Annotated in this window: 12 protein-coding genes; 9 read left to right on the forward strand and 3 right to left on the reverse strand. The window is 70.7% G+C overall.

Going from position 1 to position 16550, the window contains the following annotated elements; translation table 11 throughout:
- Positions 1 to 6: 6 nt before the first annotated feature.
- Positions 7 to 1293, reverse strand: a complete 1287-nt coding sequence (locus tag LXM64_RS02185) for an extracellular solute-binding protein (RefSeq protein WP_234074448.1) — start codon at positions 1291 to 1293, stop codon at positions 7 to 9.
- A 192-nt stretch (positions 1294 to 1485) separates the two neighbouring features.
- Here LXM64_RS02185 and LXM64_RS02190 point away from each other — a divergent pair, with 192 nt between their 5' ends.
- Positions 1486 to 2490 carry a LacI family DNA-binding transcriptional regulator gene (locus LXM64_RS02190; RefSeq protein WP_234074449.1) on the forward strand — a complete coding sequence of 335 codons (1005 nt, stop codon included), beginning with the start codon at positions 1486 to 1488 and terminating at the stop codon, positions 2488 to 2490.
- Between the two features lie 50 nt (positions 2491 to 2540).
- Positions 2541 to 4061 (forward strand): glycoside hydrolase family 43 protein, encoded by a 1521-nt coding sequence (locus LXM64_RS02195; RefSeq protein ID WP_234074450.1) that lies wholly within the window; start codon positions 2541 to 2543, stop codon positions 4059 to 4061.
- Here LXM64_RS02195 and LXM64_RS02200 read toward each other — a convergent pair.
- Positions 4048 to 5205 (reverse strand): ROK family transcriptional regulator, encoded by a 1158-nt coding sequence (locus LXM64_RS02200; RefSeq protein ID WP_234074451.1) that lies wholly within the window; start codon positions 5203 to 5205, stop codon positions 4048 to 4050. The two genes, LXM64_RS02195 and LXM64_RS02200, sit on opposite strands and share 14 nt — an antisense overlap.
- A gap of 60 nt (positions 5206 to 5265) precedes the next feature.
- On the opposite strand from LXM64_RS02200, the gene xylA reads away from it, so the two are divergent.
- The 7 genes from xylA to treZ all read left to right on the forward strand — a co-directional run bounded on the left by xylA (position 5266) and on the right by treZ (position 15712).
- Positions 5266 to 6456, forward strand: a complete 1191-nt coding sequence (gene xylA / locus LXM64_RS02205; protein WP_137418119.1) for a xylose isomerase — start codon at positions 5266 to 5268, stop codon at positions 6454 to 6456.
- Between the two features lie 170 nt (positions 6457 to 6626).
- A complete protein-coding gene (xylB, locus tag LXM64_RS02210) occupies positions 6627 to 7928 on the forward strand; it encodes a xylulokinase (protein ID WP_234074452.1) in 1302 nt (433 codons plus the stop codon).
- Between the two features lie 78 nt (positions 7929 to 8006).
- Entirely contained in the window at positions 8007 to 8702 is a 696-nt protein-coding gene (locus LXM64_RS02215; protein WP_234074453.1) for a GTP pyrophosphokinase, read from the forward strand.
- Positions 8703 to 8728: 26 nt separating this feature from the next.
- Entirely contained in the window at positions 8729 to 9208 is a 480-nt protein-coding gene (locus tag LXM64_RS02220; protein WP_234074454.1) for a glutaminase, read from the forward strand.
- Positions 9209 to 9365: 157 nt separating this feature from the next.
- A complete protein-coding gene (gene glgX / locus LXM64_RS02225; protein ID WP_234074455.1) occupies positions 9366 to 11579 on the forward strand; it encodes a glycogen debranching protein GlgX in 2214 nt (737 codons plus the stop codon).
- A gap of 12 nt (positions 11580 to 11591) precedes the next feature.
- Positions 11592 to 13940 carry a malto-oligosyltrehalose synthase gene (gene treY, locus LXM64_RS02230; protein ID WP_234074456.1) on the forward strand — a complete coding sequence of 783 codons (2349 nt, stop codon included), beginning with the start codon at positions 11592 to 11594 and terminating at the stop codon, positions 13938 to 13940.
- A 29-nt stretch (positions 13941 to 13969) separates the two neighbouring features.
- The gene (treZ, locus tag LXM64_RS02235) at positions 13970 to 15712 is read left to right on the forward strand and encodes a malto-oligosyltrehalose trehalohydrolase (RefSeq protein ID WP_234074457.1); all 1743 of its coding nucleotides are present in this window, start codon (positions 13970 to 13972) and stop codon (positions 15710 to 15712) included.
- A 105-nt stretch (positions 15713 to 15817) separates the two neighbouring features.
- On the opposite strand, the gene LXM64_RS02240 is transcribed toward treZ, so the two are convergent.
- Complete coding sequence (locus LXM64_RS02240; protein ID WP_234074458.1) at positions 15818 to 16417, reverse strand: DUF1349 domain-containing protein; 600 nt, start codon at positions 16415 to 16417, stop codon at positions 15818 to 15820.
- Between the last annotated feature and the right edge of the window lie 133 nt (positions 16418 to 16550).

A 16550-nucleotide genomic window follows, 5' to 3' on the forward strand; every position in this document is an offset into this window, starting at 1 on the left:
GACCTCTCAGGACTTCGAGGCCGCGGCGTTGACGGCGTCGACGATGCCCTGCGGCGTGCCCTTGCCCGCGAACAGGTCGACGACGGCGACGTTGAGCGCGTTGCCCACGTTCTGGCCGTACAGGGTGTCGAGCCACACGACCACGTACGGGGCGTTGTTGTAGCTCTTGAGGATGTCGACCAGAGCGGGGTCGGTCACGACGCTCTGTGCCTCGGTGGATGCCGGAAGGGTCTGGAACGCCTTCGCGTAGCCCTCCTGGTTGTCCTTCTCCGCGATGAAGTTCAGGAAGTCGACGCACTGCTTGGGAGCGTTGACCCAGCAGCTGAAGCCGTCGACGCCGCCCATCATCGCGCCCGCCTCGCCCTTACCGCCCGAGACCTCGGGGAAGGGGAACCACTTGAGGTCGGCGAGGGGCTCCTCGTTCGGGGTCAGGGAGGCGATCACGCCCGGGTCCCAGGCGCCCATGAGCTCCATCGCGGCCTGGTGGTTGGCCAGCAGGCCGGCCGAGGAACCGGCTCCCTGCTGCGCCGTCGTGGTGAGGAAGCCGTCGTTGAAGGGGTTGGTCTTGATGAAGGCCTCGAGGTTCTCGCCCGCCTCCAGCCAGCACGGGTCGTCGAAGGACCGGTCGGAGGCCGCCTTGTCGAGGGCATCCTTCGAGCAGGCGCGCAGGGCGAAGTTGTAGTACCAGTGCGCGGCGGGCCATGCGTCCTTCGCGCCGACGGCGATCGGGTCGATCCCGGCCGCGCGCAGCTTCTCGTTGGCCGCCTCGAGCTCGTCGATCGTGGTGGGGGTCTCGGTCACGCCGGCCTGCGTGAAGAGGTCGGACGCGTAGTAGATGCCGGAGGGCAGGACGGCGGTCGGAACGCCGTAGTTCTTGCCGTCGATCGCGAAGGCGGAGAGCGAGCCGCCCATGGCGTCCTTCGTCGCCTGCGAGAGGCCGTCGGTCAGGTCCATGGCCTGCCCTGCCTTCACGACGTCGGCGAGCTTGCCGCCGCCGCGGGCCATGAAGATGTCGGGGGCGTCGCCGGAGTTGAGGGCGGTCTGGAGCTTCCCGTCCATCTCCTCGTTCTGGATCGACTGGATCTCGATCTTGACGCCGGGGTTGGCCTTCTCGAAGGCTGCGGCCGTGTCGACCCAGTACTGCTTGCCGTCACCCGTGGTCGAGTTGTGCCAGAAGGTCAGCGTGACATCGCCGCCGCTGTCGCCGCCGTCTCCGCCGCCGCTACATCCGGCGAGCGCGAGCGCGCTCATGGCCAGCGCAGCAGCACCGACCAGCAACTTCTTGGTTCTCATGTGATCCACCTTTTCTCTTCATCGAGTCGCACCTCGAGGTGCTGCTGTGGGCACGAGCATCCGTGGCGTCGCTGCCTCGACGTGGCGTCGTGCGGGGGCTCGAAGGGTTCCGAGCGGTGTCAGTGTGGCAAGCACCCGAAAGGGTGTCAAACGTTTTCGAAAACCTTTTCCGGTGGTCTACGCTGAGGCGTCATGGTCCGAAGGGTCACGATCCACGACGTCGCCGCAGCCGCCGGCGTGTCCGTCGCGACCGTCTCCAAAGCCGTCAACGGCCGGTATGGCGTGGCGGAGGAGACGGTGGCGCGCGTGCTGTCGGCGGTCGACGAACTGGGGTACGAGTCGAGCCTCGTCGCCTCGAGCATGCGCTCGCGGCGCACGGGGGTGATCGGCGTCCTCGTCGCCGATTTCGAGCCCTTCTCCGCGGAGGTGCTCAAGGGCGTGGGCAGTGCGTTGGCCGATTCCGGTCACGATGTGCTCGCCTACAGCGGGTCGCATCAGGAGGGGACGGGGTGGGAGCGGCGGTCGTTGAGCCGGCTCAGCGGGACGCTCATCGACGGGGCGATCATGGTGACGCCCACGATCGTGAACGTCACCTCGGACGTGCCCATCGTCGCGGTCGATCCGCACACCGGGCGTGCCGACCTCCCGACCGTCGAATCCGACAGCTTCACCGGCGCGCAACAGGCGGTTCGCCATCTCGTCGAGCTCGGGCACCGTCGCATCGGCTTCATCGCGGGGCGTCCGGATCTGCGCTCCTCCGCCGCGCGAGACGCGGGCTACCGCGTGGCGCTGTCCGAGGCCGGCATCCCGTTCGATCCGAGCCTCGTCGGCGTCGGCCGCTATCATGGCGACATCGCTCGCGAGGCCGCCGTGCAGATGCTCTCGTCGTCCCACCGTCCCACGGCGATCTTCGCCGCCAATGATCTCTCGGCGCTTTCGATCATCGACGTGGCGCACGAGCTGGGACTCTCGGTGCCGGAGGATCTGTCGGTCATCGGGTTCGACGACGTCCCCGAGGCCGCGCGTGCGGCCCTGCCGCTGTCGACCGTGCGCCAGCCGATGCAGCGCCTCGGCGCCGCAGCCGCGACCATGGTCCTCGCCCTCATGAACGGCGAGGAACTGGATGCGACGCACGTCCGCCTCGCCACGCGGCTCGTCCCTCGTGCCACCACCGCCCCGCCGCGCGCGGGGCACTGAGACCACCGCCCCCCGCGGGCGGCACCCGACCATCACGCGAAGGAGCATCCATGGGTCGTTACCGCAATCCCATCCTGCCGGGCTGTCACCCGGATCCCAGCATCTGCCGCTTCGGCGATCGCTACGTGCTGGTCACCTCGAGCTTCGAGTACCTGCCGGGGCTCCCCGTGCACGTCTCGGACGACCTCGTGAACTGGACGCTCGCGGGGCACGTGCTGCATCGGCCCGGGCAGATCGACCTGTCCGGGCTCACCTCGTCCTCCGGCACGTACGCGCCGACGGTGCGCGAGGTGAACGGGCGGCTCGTCGTGGTGTGCACGGTCGTCGGGCCCGAGGACGGCGACTGGGCAGGGCGGACCGGCCACTTCCTGGTCACGGCCGACGCCCCGGAGGGCCCATGGTCAGACCCGGTGTGGATCGACGGTGTCGGCGGATTCGACCCCTCGATCACGGTCGACGGCGATCGCGTCTGGCTCTGCGGCACGAGGGAGGCCGTCGAGGGCTACTGGCCCGGGCGCACCGAGGTGTGGGTGGCCGAGCTCGACCTCGCCTCGGGGGCGCTGCTCAGCGCGCCCGTCGTGATCTGGACGGGAGCCGCCGTCGGGGCGGTCTGGGCCGAGGGGCCGCACCTGCTGCCGCATCCGGATGGCGGCTGGATGCTGCTGGTCGCCGAGGGCGGCACCGACCTCGAGCACGCGGTGTGCGTCGCATACGCCGATCGCATCGAAGGTCCGTACGCGGGGGATGTGGGAAATCCCCGCCTCTCGCACCGCGATCTCGGGCCCGTGGCGCCGATCGTCGCCGTGGGGCACGCCGACCTGGTGGACGACATCGAGGGCCGCAGTTGGGCGACGGTGCTGGCGCTGCACCCGGTCGATGGGCGCCGGGGGATCCTCGGCCGGCGAACCTCGCTCGTGCCGGTCGGGTGGGCCGACGGCCGTCCACTCTTCGCACCGGGCATCGGGCGGGTCGAGGAAGTGGTGACGGCGGAAGGCGTGCCGGATCAGCGGCCGTGGCCGACCCGTGTCGAGGAGCGCTTCACGACCGAGCGCCTCGACCTCGAGTGGAACGGCGCCGGCCGCCTCCCGGAGGAGATCGCGACCTGGGGCACCGACGGTCTGCTGCTCCCCGGGGGCGCCGAGCCGTCGAAGACGGCGGGGGTCTCGTTCCTCGGCCGACGGCTGCCCGACGAGAACAGCGAGGCGTCGCTGCGCCTGCGGATCGCTCCCGCGGACGACGGGTTCCGTGCGGGCGTGCTGCTGCGGGTCTCCGACGCTCAGCAGCTGGAGTTGTCGGTGACCGGCGCGGGAGAGGCGATCGCCGTGCTCGCCGGAGCCGAGATCGGACGCTTGCCGCTCGGACGCGACGCCGTCGGCGACGAACTCGAGCTCACCGTCCGCATCCGGAACCTCACGGCGCGGCTCTTCGTGGGCGAGGAGGAGGTGGCCTTCTGCGAGCTCGACGTGCTGGCTCCCCAGCCGCCGCGGGGGTTCATCGGCGCCTGGGTGGGGCCGGTGGCGGTCGGCTCGGGTGAGGCCCGCATCACGCGCTTCGCGCTCAGCGCGGGCTGAACTCCGAGGGGTCGGCGAGGAGGTCGGCGAAGGCGAGTTCGCCGGCCCCGATCAGCAGTCGGTCCTCGGCGAGCGAGGCGAGGCGCAGCTCGAGGGTTTCCGCGCACGCGGGCATCGCCTGGGCGCGCACCGCGTCGCCGAGTGCGCCCAGATCGCTCGCGCACAACGCCGCGAGGAACCCGCCGAGCACGACGACGCTCGGGTTGAGGACGTTCACCGCGTTCGCCAGTGCCGTCGCGAGGATCCGCTGCTGCCGTTCGATCTCGGCACGGGCGTCCCCGGATGCGGCGGCGACCGCATCCGTGAGCTGCGCGTCGTCGGCATCGCTCAGGCCGAGGGCGGCGAGCAGGAGCGAGCGGTTGACCTCGTCCTCCAGGACGCCGCCGGGCACCTGTCGGTCCGCCGCATCCTCGATCCCGGGGCGGTTCTGCCCGAACTCGCCCGCGTATCCGCCCGTGCCGGCGAGCGGGTTGCCGGCGACGATCACGCCGCCGCCGATGCCGCTCGCGCCGCCGTTGAGGTAGACGACGTCCGCCGTGCCGCGGGCGGCGCCGAACAGGTGCTCGGCGAGCACGCCGAGACTCGCGTCGTTGCCGATGGCGGTGGGAAGCCCCGTGGCCTCGCGGATGAGATCGGCCAGGGGGACGTCGCGCCATCCGAGGTGAGGGGCGTCGCGCACGAGACCGTCGCCGGTGCGGACGAGTCCGGGGACGGCCAGACCGACGCCCACGATGCGGTGGCCGGCGAGCTCCGTTCGCTGCCAGCGGTCGATGTGCTCGGTCACGAGCGCCGCGGTCTCGGCGGGCGAGGGGGCCTCGGCCATCGTGACGCGCGCGCGGACGGGGATGGAGAGATCGAGCCCGACCGCGGCGAGGGTGACGGCGTCGACCTCCGGGTTGACCGCGATCGCCACCGTGCGCGACTGCGCGGCGACGATGGGGGAGGGACGTCCGGCGCGCCTCGCCGGGTCCGGCGCCTTCTCGGCGACGAGCTGCTGCGCCGTGAGCTCGGCGACGAGGGCTGCGACCGTCGAGCGGTTCAGCCCCGTCGCCTCGGTGAGGGCGGCACGCGAGAGGGCGCCCTCGCGGTGTACGAGTCGAAGGATGCGGGAGAGGTTGCGCTGCCGCATGCCGATGGCGTCCATGGCTCCAGTGTAGTAAGTTGCGAATAACAACATATCCGCCTCGCATCGCGAAGGAGCGTCATGCCCGCCCCCACTCCCGCCGACAAGTTCTCGTTCGGTCTCTGGACCATCGGATACAACGGCACCGACCCGTTCGGCGGACCGACCCGTCCGGCCCTCGACGTCGTCCACGCCGTCGAGAAGCTCGCAGAGCTCGGCGCCTACGGACTCACTTTCCACGACGACGACCTGTTCGCCTTCGGCTCCACCGACGCCGAGCGTCAGAAGCAGATCGATCGCCTCAAGGGCGCCCTGGCCGACACCGGCCTGATCATCCCGATGGTCACCACGAACCTCTTCTCGGCCCCCGTCTTCAAGGACGGCGGCTTCACCGCCAACGACCGCGACGTGCGCCGCTACGCGCTGCGCAAGGTGTTCCGCCAGCTCGACCTGGGTGCGGAGCTCGGCGCCAAGACCTTCGTCATGTGGGGCGGCCGTGAGGGCGCCGAGTACGACAGCGCGAAGGACATCCGCGCGGCCCTCGAGCGTTACCGCGAGGCCGTCAACCTCCTCGGCGACTACGTCACCGACAAGGGCTACGACATCAAGTTCGCCATCGAGCCGAAGCCGAACGAGCCCCGCGGCGACATCCTGCTGCCGACGCTCGGCCACGCGATCGCCTTCATCGACTCGCTCGAGCGCCCCGAGCTCGTGGGTTTGAACCCCGAGGTCGGGCACGAGCAGATGGCAGGACTCAACTTCGCCGCAGGCATCGCCCAGGCCCTGTACCACGGCAAGCTCTTCCACATCGATCTCAACGGCCAGCGCGGCATCAAGTACGACCAGGACCTCGTGTTCGGACACGGCGACCTGCACAACGCGTTCGCGCTCGTCGATCTGCTCGAGAACGGCGGCCCGGGCGGCGTTCCGGCGTACGACGGTCCCCGTCACTTCGACTACAAGCCGAGCCGCACCGAGGACGAGAAGGGCGTGTGGGAATCGGCTGCGGCCAACATGCGCACGTACCTCCTCCTGAAGGAGCGCGCCGCCGCCTTCCGTGCCGACCCCGAGGTGCAGGAGGCGCTCGCCGCCGCCAAGGTCCCCGAGCTGTCGGTGCCGACCCTGGGCGAGGGCGAGACCTACGAGCAGTTCCTCGCCGACCGCTCGGCCTACGAGGACTTCGACACCGACGCCTACATGGGCGGCAAGGGCGGCGGCTTCGTGCGCCTGCAGCAGCTCGCGACCGAGCACCTGCTGGGCGCCCGCGGCTGACGCACCCGCATCCCGCGCGGCCGCCGGGACCCATGTCCCGCTCGCCGCACTCCGTGTCCCACTTTCCGCAGGATTCGACTCCGAAGACCGCGGGAAGTGGGACACGGTGCCCAGCGGATGCGGGAGGCGCCCTCTGAAGAAGCAGATGTCCTGAGCAAGAAGGAGCAGCGATGACGCTGGTGTTGGGGGTCGATTCGTCGACCCAGTCGTGCAAGGTCGTCGTGATCGACGCGGAATCGGGCGCGATCGTGCGCACGGGCCGCGCGAGTCATCCCGACGGCACCGAGGTCGATCCCGCCGCGTGGTGGGAGGCCCTGCAGGCAGCCATCGCGGATGCGGGCGGCCTCGACGACATCGCCGCGTGGTCCATCGGCGGGCAGCAGCACGGGATGGTCGCGCTGGATGCCGACGGCCGCGTCATCCGTCCGGCCCTGCTGTGGAACGACACCCGCTCCGGCGGCGCGGCAGCCCAGCTGACCGCCGAGTTCGGTGCCCCGGCGCTCGCCGAGCGCACGGGTCTCGTACCGGTCGCCTCCTTCACCATCACGAAGCTGCGGTGGCTGCGCGACAACGAACCCGAGAACGCGGCGCGCGTGGCCGCCGTCGCGCTGCCGCACGACTGGCTCACCTGGCGTCTGCGCGGCTATGGCCCCGCGGGCGAGAGTGCGCTCGGTCCGGTGCTCGACGAGCTCGTGACCGACCGCTCCGACGCCTCCGGAACCGGCTACTGGTCGCCCGAGACGGGCGGCTACGACAGGGAGCTGCTCGTCGCCGCTCTCGGTCACGACGCACTCCTGCCGCGCGTGCTCGGCCCCGACGAGTGGGTGACGGATGCGGCGGGCCGCCGCGTCGGTCCCGGCGCCGGCGACAACGCGGGCGCCGCCCTCGGCGTCGGCGCGGTCCCGGGCGATGCGATCGTCTCCATCGGCACCTCGGGCACGGTGTTCGCCGTCAGCGCCGAGCGCACGATCGACGCGACCGGCACGGTGGCCGGATTCGCCGACGCATCGGGCAACTTCCTTCCCATCGTCGTGACCCTCAACGCCGCGCGGGTGCTCGACGCCATCGCCCGGCTGCTCGGGGTCGACCACGCCGAGCTCAGCGCGCTCGCGCTGACGGCGGAGCCCGGGTCCGGCGGGCTGCGACTCATCCCCTACTTCGAGGGCGAGCGCACCCCCAACCTTCCGGACGCGACCGCGTCCCTGGAGGGAATGACGCTCGCCTCGACGACGCGGGCGAACCTCGCCCGCGCGGCGGTGGAGGGCATGCTGTCCGGTCTCGGCGCGGGCCTCGACGCCCTCCGCGGGCTCGGCGTGCCGCTCGAACGCGTGCTTCTGATCGGAGGTGCTGCCCAGTCCGAGGCGGTGCGCCGCGTCGCTCCCGCGGTCTTCGGGCTGCCGGTCGAGGTTCCCGAGCCGGGGGAGTACGTCGCGCTGGGTGCCGCACGCCAGGCCGCCGGCACGCTCGGGTGAGAGTCGGACGGACCGGATGCGGCCCGTCCGGTCCGTCCTCACAGCGCCCACCGAGCGGGCACCCGTACGGTCGGAGGCATGAAGGTGCCGCTCGAGCAGCAACAGGTCATGATGTCCCCCGCGCAGTTGCGCGAGGTGCGCGACGAACTGCAGCGATTCCTCCTCGAGTACCGCTTCGGCATGCAGGAGATCGAGACCAAGATCTCGATCCTGCGGGACGAGTTCCTCCACATGCACGAGTACAACCCGATCGAGCACGTCACCAGCCGCTTGAAGTCGCCCGACAGTCTCGTCGACAAGGTGACGCGCAAGGGCATCCCGTCGGACTTCGCCTCGATCCGTGAGCACATCACCGACATCGCCGGCGTGCGCGTCACGTGCAGCTTCACGACCGATGCGTACCGGCTCTTCGATCTGCTGACCCAGCAGGACGACATCACGGTGCGCACCGTGAAGGACTACATCGCCACGCCCAAGGAGAACGGCTACAAGAGCCTTCACGCGATCGTCGAGGTGCCCGTCTTCCTCTCCACCGGCCCGGTACGGGTTCCGGTCGAAGTGCAGTTCCGCACGATCGCGATGGATTTCTGGGCGAGTCTCGAGCACAAGATCTACTACAAGTACGACCGCCAGGTGCCGATGGGGCTCACCGAGAGCCTGCGCGACGCGGCCGAGACCGCGGCGGCGCTGGACGAGCGGATGGAACGACTGCACCGCGAGGTGCACGGCGAGCAGGGACACACGGCCAGCCCGCCGAACGTCATCCGCGTCTGAGGCTCGGGCGCGATTAGGCTCGGCGCGTGGACGCCGTGGCCGAACTCCTGGATGCGACCCGTCGCGAGCTGGGCGACGTGCCGCGCGAGGCGCTGGGCGTGTGGCGCAGCCGCCGCATCCTCGGTATCCCGGCGGCGCCGCGCATCGTGTCCGCGGGCTCGGCCTGGCACCTGGGCGTGCTGCTGCTGACGGAGGACGCCGTGCTCGCGACGGGCGAGATCGTCCGCGCGCGCGAAGAGGTGCGCCGCGGCTTCGCGGCCGAGTCGCAGCGGGAGCGGGCAGCGATCGCCGCGGCCGCCTTCCGGGGCGGATTCGCCGAAGGGCAGAGCGTGCACGTCGGCTGGGAGCCGATCGATCCGGCAGCGGTGGACGCCGCATCCTCACCGCTGCGCCTCGGCGCCGACGGGCCCCTCGTGCGCTGGAGCGCGGCCGGCGAATTCATGCCGCTTCGCGCGTACCTCGCCGAGCGCGTAGCCCTCGCCCGCACACCGCCCGCGGGAGCGTGATCTCGCCGTCGGATCCGGAGTCCTCGCAGCGGTCCGCGTCAAGCCCTGCGCCGGCCTCACCTTGATGAGCCATGCTCCGATGGTGACCGATGATTCCGCGCCCTCCGCGTCCACTAGGGTGAAATCCCCCTCATCCGAAGCCTCAGGAGGCGACGACGTGCACACCTGGCCCGGATCGGCTTATCCCTTGGGGGCGACGTACGACGGGAACGGTACGAACTTCGCGCTCTTCAGCGAAGGGGCAGAACGCGTCGAGCTGTGCCTGTTCGACGACGATGATGTCGAGACGCGTCTCGACATCATCGAGGTCGACGCGTTCGTCTGGCACGCCTACCTGCCCAACGTCGGCCCGGGGCAGCGCTACGGCTACCGCGTGCACGGTCCGTACGATCCCGCGTCGGGCCAGCGGTTCAACCCCAACAAGCTGCTGCTCGACCCGTACGCGAAGGCCGTCGACGGCCAGATCGACTGGGACCAGTCGCTCTTCGGCTACAACTTCGGCGACCCGGATTCGCGCAACGACGACGACTCCGCCGCGCACATGATGAAGGCCGTCGTCATCAATCCCTTCTTCGACTGGGGCGGCGACCGCCAGCCGAAGACGCCCTACTCGGAGACCTTCATCTACGAGGCTCACGTGAAGGGCCTCACCAAGCTCCATCCCGGGATCCCCGAGGAGATCCGCGGCACGTACAGCGCGATCGCGCATCCGGTCATCATCGAGCACCTCAAGAAGCTCGGCGTGACCGCCATCGAGCTCATGCCCGTGCACCAGTTCGTCGACGACGACACCCTGCAGCAGAAGGGGCTGTCGAACTACTGGGGCTACAACACCATCGCGTTCCTCGCGCCGCAGAACACGTACTCCTCCACGGGCGGCAGCGGGCAGCAGGTGCAGGAGTTCAAGGGCATGGTGCGGGCGCTGCACGCGGCCGGCATCGAAGTCATCCTCGACGTGGTCTACAACCACACGGCCGAGGGCAACCACCTCGGGCCGACCCTGTCGATGAAGGGCATCGACAACGAGGCGTACTACCGCCTCGAAGCCGACGACAAGCGGTACTACACGGACTACACCGGCACGGGCAACAGCCTCAACGTCGGCAATCCCCACGCGCTGCAGCTGATCATGGATTCGCTGCGCTACTGGGTGCTCGAGATGCACGTCGACGGCTTCCGGTTCGATCTTGCCGCCACCCTCGCACGCGAGTTCTACGAGGTCGACCGCCTCGCCGCCTTCTTCGAGCTCGTGCAGCAGGATCCGATCGTCAGCCAGGTCAAGCTCATCGCCGAGCCGTGGGATGTGGGACCCGGCGGATACCAGGTGGGCAACTTCCCGCCGCAGTGGACCGAGTGGAACGGCAAGTACCGCGACACGGTGCGCGACTTCTGGCGCGGCGAGCCGGCCACGCTCGGCGAGTTCGCCTCCCGGCTCACCGGTTCCGCAGACCTCTACGAGAACTCCGGGCGGCGGCCCGTCGCATCCGTGAACTTCGTGACCGCACACGACGGGTTCACCCTGCGCGACCTCGTCTCGTACAACGAGAAGCACAACGACGCGAACGGCGAGGACGGCAACGACGGCGAATCGCACAATCGCTCGTACAACTTCGGCGTCGAGGGTCCGACCGACGACGTCGAGGTGCTGACGCTGCGTGCCCGCGCCCAGCGCAACTTCATCGCGACGCTGCTGCTCAGCCAGGGCATCCCGATGCTCCTGCACGGCGATGAGCTCGGCCGCACGCAGGGCGGCAACAACAACGGCTACGCGCAGGACAACGAGATCACGTGGGTCGACTGGGAGAACGTCGACCTTCCCCTCATCGAGTTCACCGCGGCGCTGTCGCGTCTCCGCCGCGATCACCCCACGTTCCGTCGCAGCCGCTTCTTCGACGGCCGTCCGGTGCTGCAGGAAGAGGACGCGCCCGTCCCCGACATCGTGTGGCTGCGTCCCGACGGCACGCCCATGCGTCCCGAGGACTGGGACTCCGGCTTCGGCCGTGCCGTCGGCGTCTTCCTCAACGGCAACGGCATCCGCGAACGCGATCGCCGGGGCGAGCAGATCATCGACAGTCACTTCATCGTGCTCTTCAACGCCGGCGATGAGCCGGTGGAGTTCACGCTGCCGAACGTCGACTTCTCGCCCGAGTGGGACGTGCTCGTCGACACCGCCGGCAACCGTGCCGACTCGGAGCCCGTCCGCCCGGGGGATGTGCTGCCGGTCGAGACGAAGTCGCTCATCGTGCTGCGCGAGCACCACGAGAGTGAGGCAGAGCCCGATCACTCGGTCGCCGCATCCCTGACGCAGAACCTCACGGTCCCTGTCGACGAGGTGCCCGGCGCTGCTCCCAAGTCCGAGCTCCCGCACTGACCCGGAGGACGCATGCTGCCCGCCTCGACCTACCGCCTGCAGATCCGTCCGAGCTTCGATCTGGATGCGGCCGCCGCCGTCGTCCCCTACCTCGCCGACCTCGGCGTGGGTTGGGTGTACCTGTCGCCGCTGCTGAAGGCGACGACCGGCTCCGATCACGGCTACGACGTCGTCGACCCCTCCCTCGTCGACCCCGCCCGCGGCGGGGGTGAGGCGCTCGACCGGTTCGTGGCGGCCGCCCACGACGCGGGGCTCGGCGTGCTCGTGGACATCGTTCCCAACCACATGGGTGTGTCGATCCCGCGCGAGAACCCGTGGTGGTGGGACTACCTGCGCCTGGGCGAGGCGTCCGTGCGAGCGGCCGCGTTCGACGTCGATCGCGCGCTCGACGACGGACGGGTGCGCCTGCCCGTCCTCGGTGCTCCGCTCGCGGAGGTGATCGGCGAGATCACCGTCGACCCGACACCCGCTCCGGACGCGCCCGACGGGTTCGTGCGCTACTACGACCACGAGCTGCCGCTCGCGCCGGGCTCGCTCGAGGGCCTCGAGCCCGACGACGTCGCCGCGGTGCTCGACCGACAGCACTACGAGCTGCGCTTCTGGCGCGACGAGGCCGCGCTGCTGAACTACCGGCGCTTCTTCGCCGTGACGACGCTCGCCGCCGTCCGCGTCGAGGACCCGCGCGTCTTCGACGACGCGCACGTCGAGATCCTGCGGTGGGTGCGCGAGGGGCTCGTCGACGGCCTGCGCGTCGACCACCCGGACGGGTTGCGGGACCCGGGCGGGTACCTCGCGCGCCTCGCCGAGGTGACGAACGGCCTGCCCGTGTGGGTCGAGAAGATCCTCGAGCGCGGCGAGGAGCTGCCCTCGTGGTGGCACACCGTCGGCACGACCGGCTACGACGCGCTCGGCGAGATCGAGCGCGTGCTCGTCGACCCCGCCGGGCGAGCGGGACTCGACGCCCTCGACGCACAGCTGCGCATCGAGACCGGACTGCCCTCGGCGCCGTCCTGGGGCGAGCTCATCCACGGGACGAAGCGCGAGATCGCCGACACGATCCAGGCCTCAGAGGTCGCGCGGCTGGTGCGCCTGCTGCCGACCCCCATCCCCGGGGCGCGAGACGCCCTGGCCGAGCTCCTCGCCCTGTTCCCCACCTACCGCAGCTACCTGCCGGCGGGGCGCGCGTGGTTCGACGAGGCGGCGGAGGCCGCATCCGCTGCCCGACCGGATCTCGCCGAGGCGATCGCCGCTCTCGTGCCGCTGCTCGCCGACGGCTCGAGCGAGCTCGCGCAGCGCTTTCAGCAGACGACCGGGCCGGTCATGGCGAAGGGGGTCGAAGACACCGCGTTCTACCGCTTCACCCGTCTCGGTTCGCTGACCGAGGTCGGGGGAGACCCCTCCGAGTTCGCGCTCGACGTCGCCGGATTCCACGCCGCCTTCGCCCGCAGGCACGCCTCGTGGCCGCACTCGCTCACCGCGCTGTCCACGCACGACACGAAACGCGGCGAGGACGTCCGGGCGCGGCTCGACGTGCTCTCAGAGCTCCCCGAGCGGTGGGCAGAGACGCTCGACGCGCTGCGCGAGATCGCGACGACCGGCCACGGACCGTTCGACGCGCTGCTCTGGCAGGCCGTCATCGGTGCCTGGCCCGCGAGCGCCGAGCGCCTCCACGCCTACGCGGAGAAGGCCGCACGCGAGGCCGGCGACGCGACCAGTTGGCTCGAGGTGAACGAGGACTTCGAGCGGCGGATGCACGCCGTCGTCGACGCGGCCTTCGGCCCGGCGCGCCCGCTCGTCGAGTCGTTCGTCGCCGAGATCGCTGCGGCCGGATACTCGAACGGCCTGTCCGCCAAGGTCCTCCAGCTCGCCGGCCCCGGCATCCCCGACGTGTACCAGGGGTCCGAGCTGTGGGAGCAGTCGCTCGTCGACCCGGACAACCGCCGCCATGTCGACTTCGCCGCCCGCGCCGCCACGCTCGCCCGGTTGGATGAGGGGTTCGTGCCGCCCGTGGACCAGGGCGCCGCAGCCAAGCTCCTGGTGGTCTCCCGCGCGTTGCGCCTGCGTCGCGACCGCCCGCACCTGTTCACCCGCTACACACCGGTGACCGTGACCGGCGCCGCCGCCGAGCACGCGGTGGCCTTCGATCGCGGCGGAGCGATCGCGGTCGCGACCCGGCTGCCGGTGGGCCTCGCGGCCCGCGGCGGATGGGGCGACGCCACGCTGCTGCACCCCGCCGGCGCTGTGCAGGACGAGCTGACCGGCCGGGTCTTCGACACCGAGCTGATCCCGCTCGCCGAGCTGCTGGCGACCTACCCGGTCGCCCTCCTCGCACCGGTCGCGCTCGCGGCGCCGCGCGGATGACGACCCAGCCACGAGACGAGGACGAGACGATGATCGAGCTCTGGGCGCCGACGGCGCGGCGGGTGAGGATGCGGTCGGGTGCCGGGCTCGGCCGCGAGAGCGAGCTGACCGCGGCGGCGGACGGATGGTGGCAGGCACCGGTCGATCTCGCCGACGGCGAGCGATACGGGTTCGTGCTCGACGACGGCGAGCTGCGCCCCGACCCGCGCTCGCGCCGGCAGCCTGAAGGTGTGCACGCGGCATCCGCGTGGGTCGACACCGCCGCGTTCGCGTGGACCGACGCGGCGTGGACCGGCCGGCAGCTGGCGGGCGGTCTGATCTACGAGCTGCACCTCGGCACGTTCACGCCGGAGGGGACGCTGGACGCGGCGATCGAGCGGCTGCCGCACCTGGTCGAACTGGGTGTGAGTCACATCGAGCTGCTGCCCGTGAACGGGTTCAACGGCGTCTGGAACTGGGGCTACGACGGCGTCGCCTGGTACACCGTGCACGAGGCCTACGGTGGCCCGGCGGGCTACGCGCGCTTCGTCGACGCGGCCCACGCCGCCGGCCTCGCCGTCGTGCAGGACGTCGTGTACAACCACCTCGGTCCGTCCGGGAACTACCTCCCGGAGTTCGGCCCGTACCTGCGCGAGGGCACCCGTAACACCTGGGGCGACTCCGTCAACCTCGACGAGCCGGCCGTCCGCGCATACATCGTCGAGAACGCCCTGATGTGGCTCCGGGACTACCACGTGGACGCGCTGCGACTGGATGCGGTGCACGCGCTGCACGATGAGCGCCCCGTCCACATCCTGCGCGAGATGGCGGAGGCCGTCGACGCCCTGTCGGCGCACGTGGGTCGGCCGCTGACCCTCATCGCGGAGAGCGACATGAACGACCCGACGCTGATCCTGCCGCGCGAGGCCGGCGGCTACGGTCTGGCCGCGCAGTGGAGCGACGACTGGCATCATGCCGTCCATGTCGCGCTCACCGGTGAGATCAGCGGCTATTACGCGGACTTCGCCGCATCCGACGCGCTCGAGAAGGTGTGGACGCGCGGGTTCTTCCACGACGGCACGTACTCGTCGTTCCGGGAGCGCCACCACGGGCATCCGATCCCCGCGGAGGTGCCGACCTGGCGTCTCGTGACCTTCGCCCAGGACCACGACCAGATCGGCAACCGCGCCGCGGGCGATCGGCTGAGTGCGACGCTCTCGCCCGACCGGCTGGCGGTCGCGGCCGTGCTGACGCTGACCGCGCCCGGAACGCCCATGCTCTTCATGGGCGAGGAGTGGGGCGCGTCGACCCCGTGGCCGTTCTTCACCTCGCATCCGGAGGAGTGGCTCGGCGAGGCGGTGCGGAAGGGGCGCGCGGAGGAGTTCGCGAAGACGGACTGGGACGAAGCCTCAGTGCCTGACCCGCAGGATCCGGCGACGTTCCAGAGCGCCAAGCTCGTGTGGGAGGAGGCCGAGGCGGGCGACCATGCCCGCATCCTCGCGCTCCACCGGAACCTCGCGCGGCTGCGGCGCGAGCGGCCCGAGCTCACCGATCCCGCGTCGGCGCACCTGTCCGCCGCGATCGAGCGAACGGATGCGGCGCCGTCCGCGCGGCGGTTCGTGCTGGGGCGCGGGTCGTTGCGGGTCATCGTGAACCTCGCGGCCGAGCCGTGGCACGTGCCGCTCGAGGCGGCGGAGGACGTGCTGCTCGCCACCGTCCCCGTCTCGCCCGCTGCCGGCGCGGTGACCGTCCCGGCGGATGCCGCCGTGGTGCTCGGCCCGCCCCTGGGCTGAGGTCGCCGCATCCCGCCGAATGAGCATTCGTTCGTCGAACGAGCATGCAATGCGGTGCTCACTCGGCGAACGAATGCTCGCTCGGCGAACGGCTCGGGCCGGCTCTCAGCTCCCGTCGCGCACGTCCGCGAGCTGCTCGCGGACCAGGGAGATGTCCCGGAAGCGGGCGGTCGCGGCAGGGCCCATGGGCGCCTGTGACATGAAGCCGATCCGCGGGCGCGTCGACGCGTTCAGCCGGAACTGACGCACGAAGCGCCAGACGACGCCATCCGTCGAGTAGTGGAAGGCGTACGCGCCGGCCGGAAGGCTCGACACGCGGAGCCAGACCGAGCCTTCCCGGATGACGGGGCCGTTGGCGTCGTCGGAGTAGCGATCCGTCACGACACTGACGACCATCTCCTCGCCCTGCGGCGAGTTCTCGAAGCACAGCTTCGCCCAGCTGTCCTCGTCGACCCACAGGGTGAGCACCGCGGCATCGAATGTGGTGCGAGGGGCGTCCACCGACACGCACGCGGAGAGTTGGAAGGGTTCGTCGATGTCGAAGGAGAGACTGGTCGAGGTGTGCGCCGGCGGCGCGCCGGTCGCGTCGTTCGTCCAGTCGACCTCCGCGTCCGAGGTGAGCGCCAGCACGTCGCCCTCCCGGTCGTACCGACCCTCGCTGTGGGTCCAGGTCAGAGGCGGCAGCCCCGGCAACTCAACCGTCATGGTGGTGATCCCCCTTCGTCGCGAATCCCTCCGAATCTACAAGCGCACCGTCTCGCGCCCCACCGGGCGGGCCGTGCGAGATGTAACGCGGGGGAAACGCGAGCCGTCTAGCCTGGCGGCAGCGTTCATGTAA

The sequence above is a fragment of the Microbacterium binotii genome (assembly GCF_021398715.1).
Classification (GTDB): Bacteria; Actinomycetota; Actinomycetes; order Actinomycetales; family Microbacteriaceae; genus Microbacterium; species Microbacterium binotii_A.

What these genes read in the sequence shown, in the direction of transcription:
- LXM64_RS02190 (WP_234074449.1), top strand. Translation starts at nt 1,486, where the DNA reads ATGGTCCGAAGGGTCACGATCCACGACGTCGCCGCAGCCGCCGGCGTG.
- LXM64_RS02200 (WP_234074451.1), bottom strand. Translation starts at nt 5,205, where the DNA reads ATGGACGCCATCGGCATGCGGCAGCGCAACCTCTCCCGCATCCTTCGA.
- LXM64_RS02195 (WP_234074450.1), top strand. Translation starts at nt 2,541, where the DNA reads ATGGGTCGTTACCGCAATCCCATCCTGCCGGGCTGTCACCCGGATCCC.
- LXM64_RS02215 (WP_234074453.1), top strand. Translation starts at nt 8,007, where the DNA reads ATGAAGGTGCCGCTCGAGCAGCAACAGGTCATGATGTCCCCCGCGCAG.
- treY (WP_234074456.1), top strand. Translation starts at nt 11,592, where the DNA reads ATGCTGCCCGCCTCGACCTACCGCCTGCAGATCCGTCCGAGCTTCGAT.
- LXM64_RS02240 (WP_234074458.1), bottom strand. Translation starts at nt 16,417, where the DNA reads ATGACGGTTGAGTTGCCGGGGCTGCCGCCTCTGACCTGGACCCACAGC.
- LXM64_RS02185 (WP_234074448.1), bottom strand. Translation starts at nt 1,293, where the DNA reads ATGAGAACCAAGAAGTTGCTGGTCGGTGCTGCTGCGCTGGCCATGAGC.
- xylA (WP_137418119.1), top strand. Translation starts at nt 5,266, where the DNA reads ATGCCCGCCCCCACTCCCGCCGACAAGTTCTCGTTCGGTCTCTGGACC.
- xylB (WP_234074452.1), top strand. Translation starts at nt 6,627, where the DNA reads ATGACGCTGGTGTTGGGGGTCGATTCGTCGACCCAGTCGTGCAAGGTC.
- treZ (WP_234074457.1), top strand. Translation starts at nt 13,970, where the DNA reads ATGATCGAGCTCTGGGCGCCGACGGCGCGGCGGGTGAGGATGCGGTCG.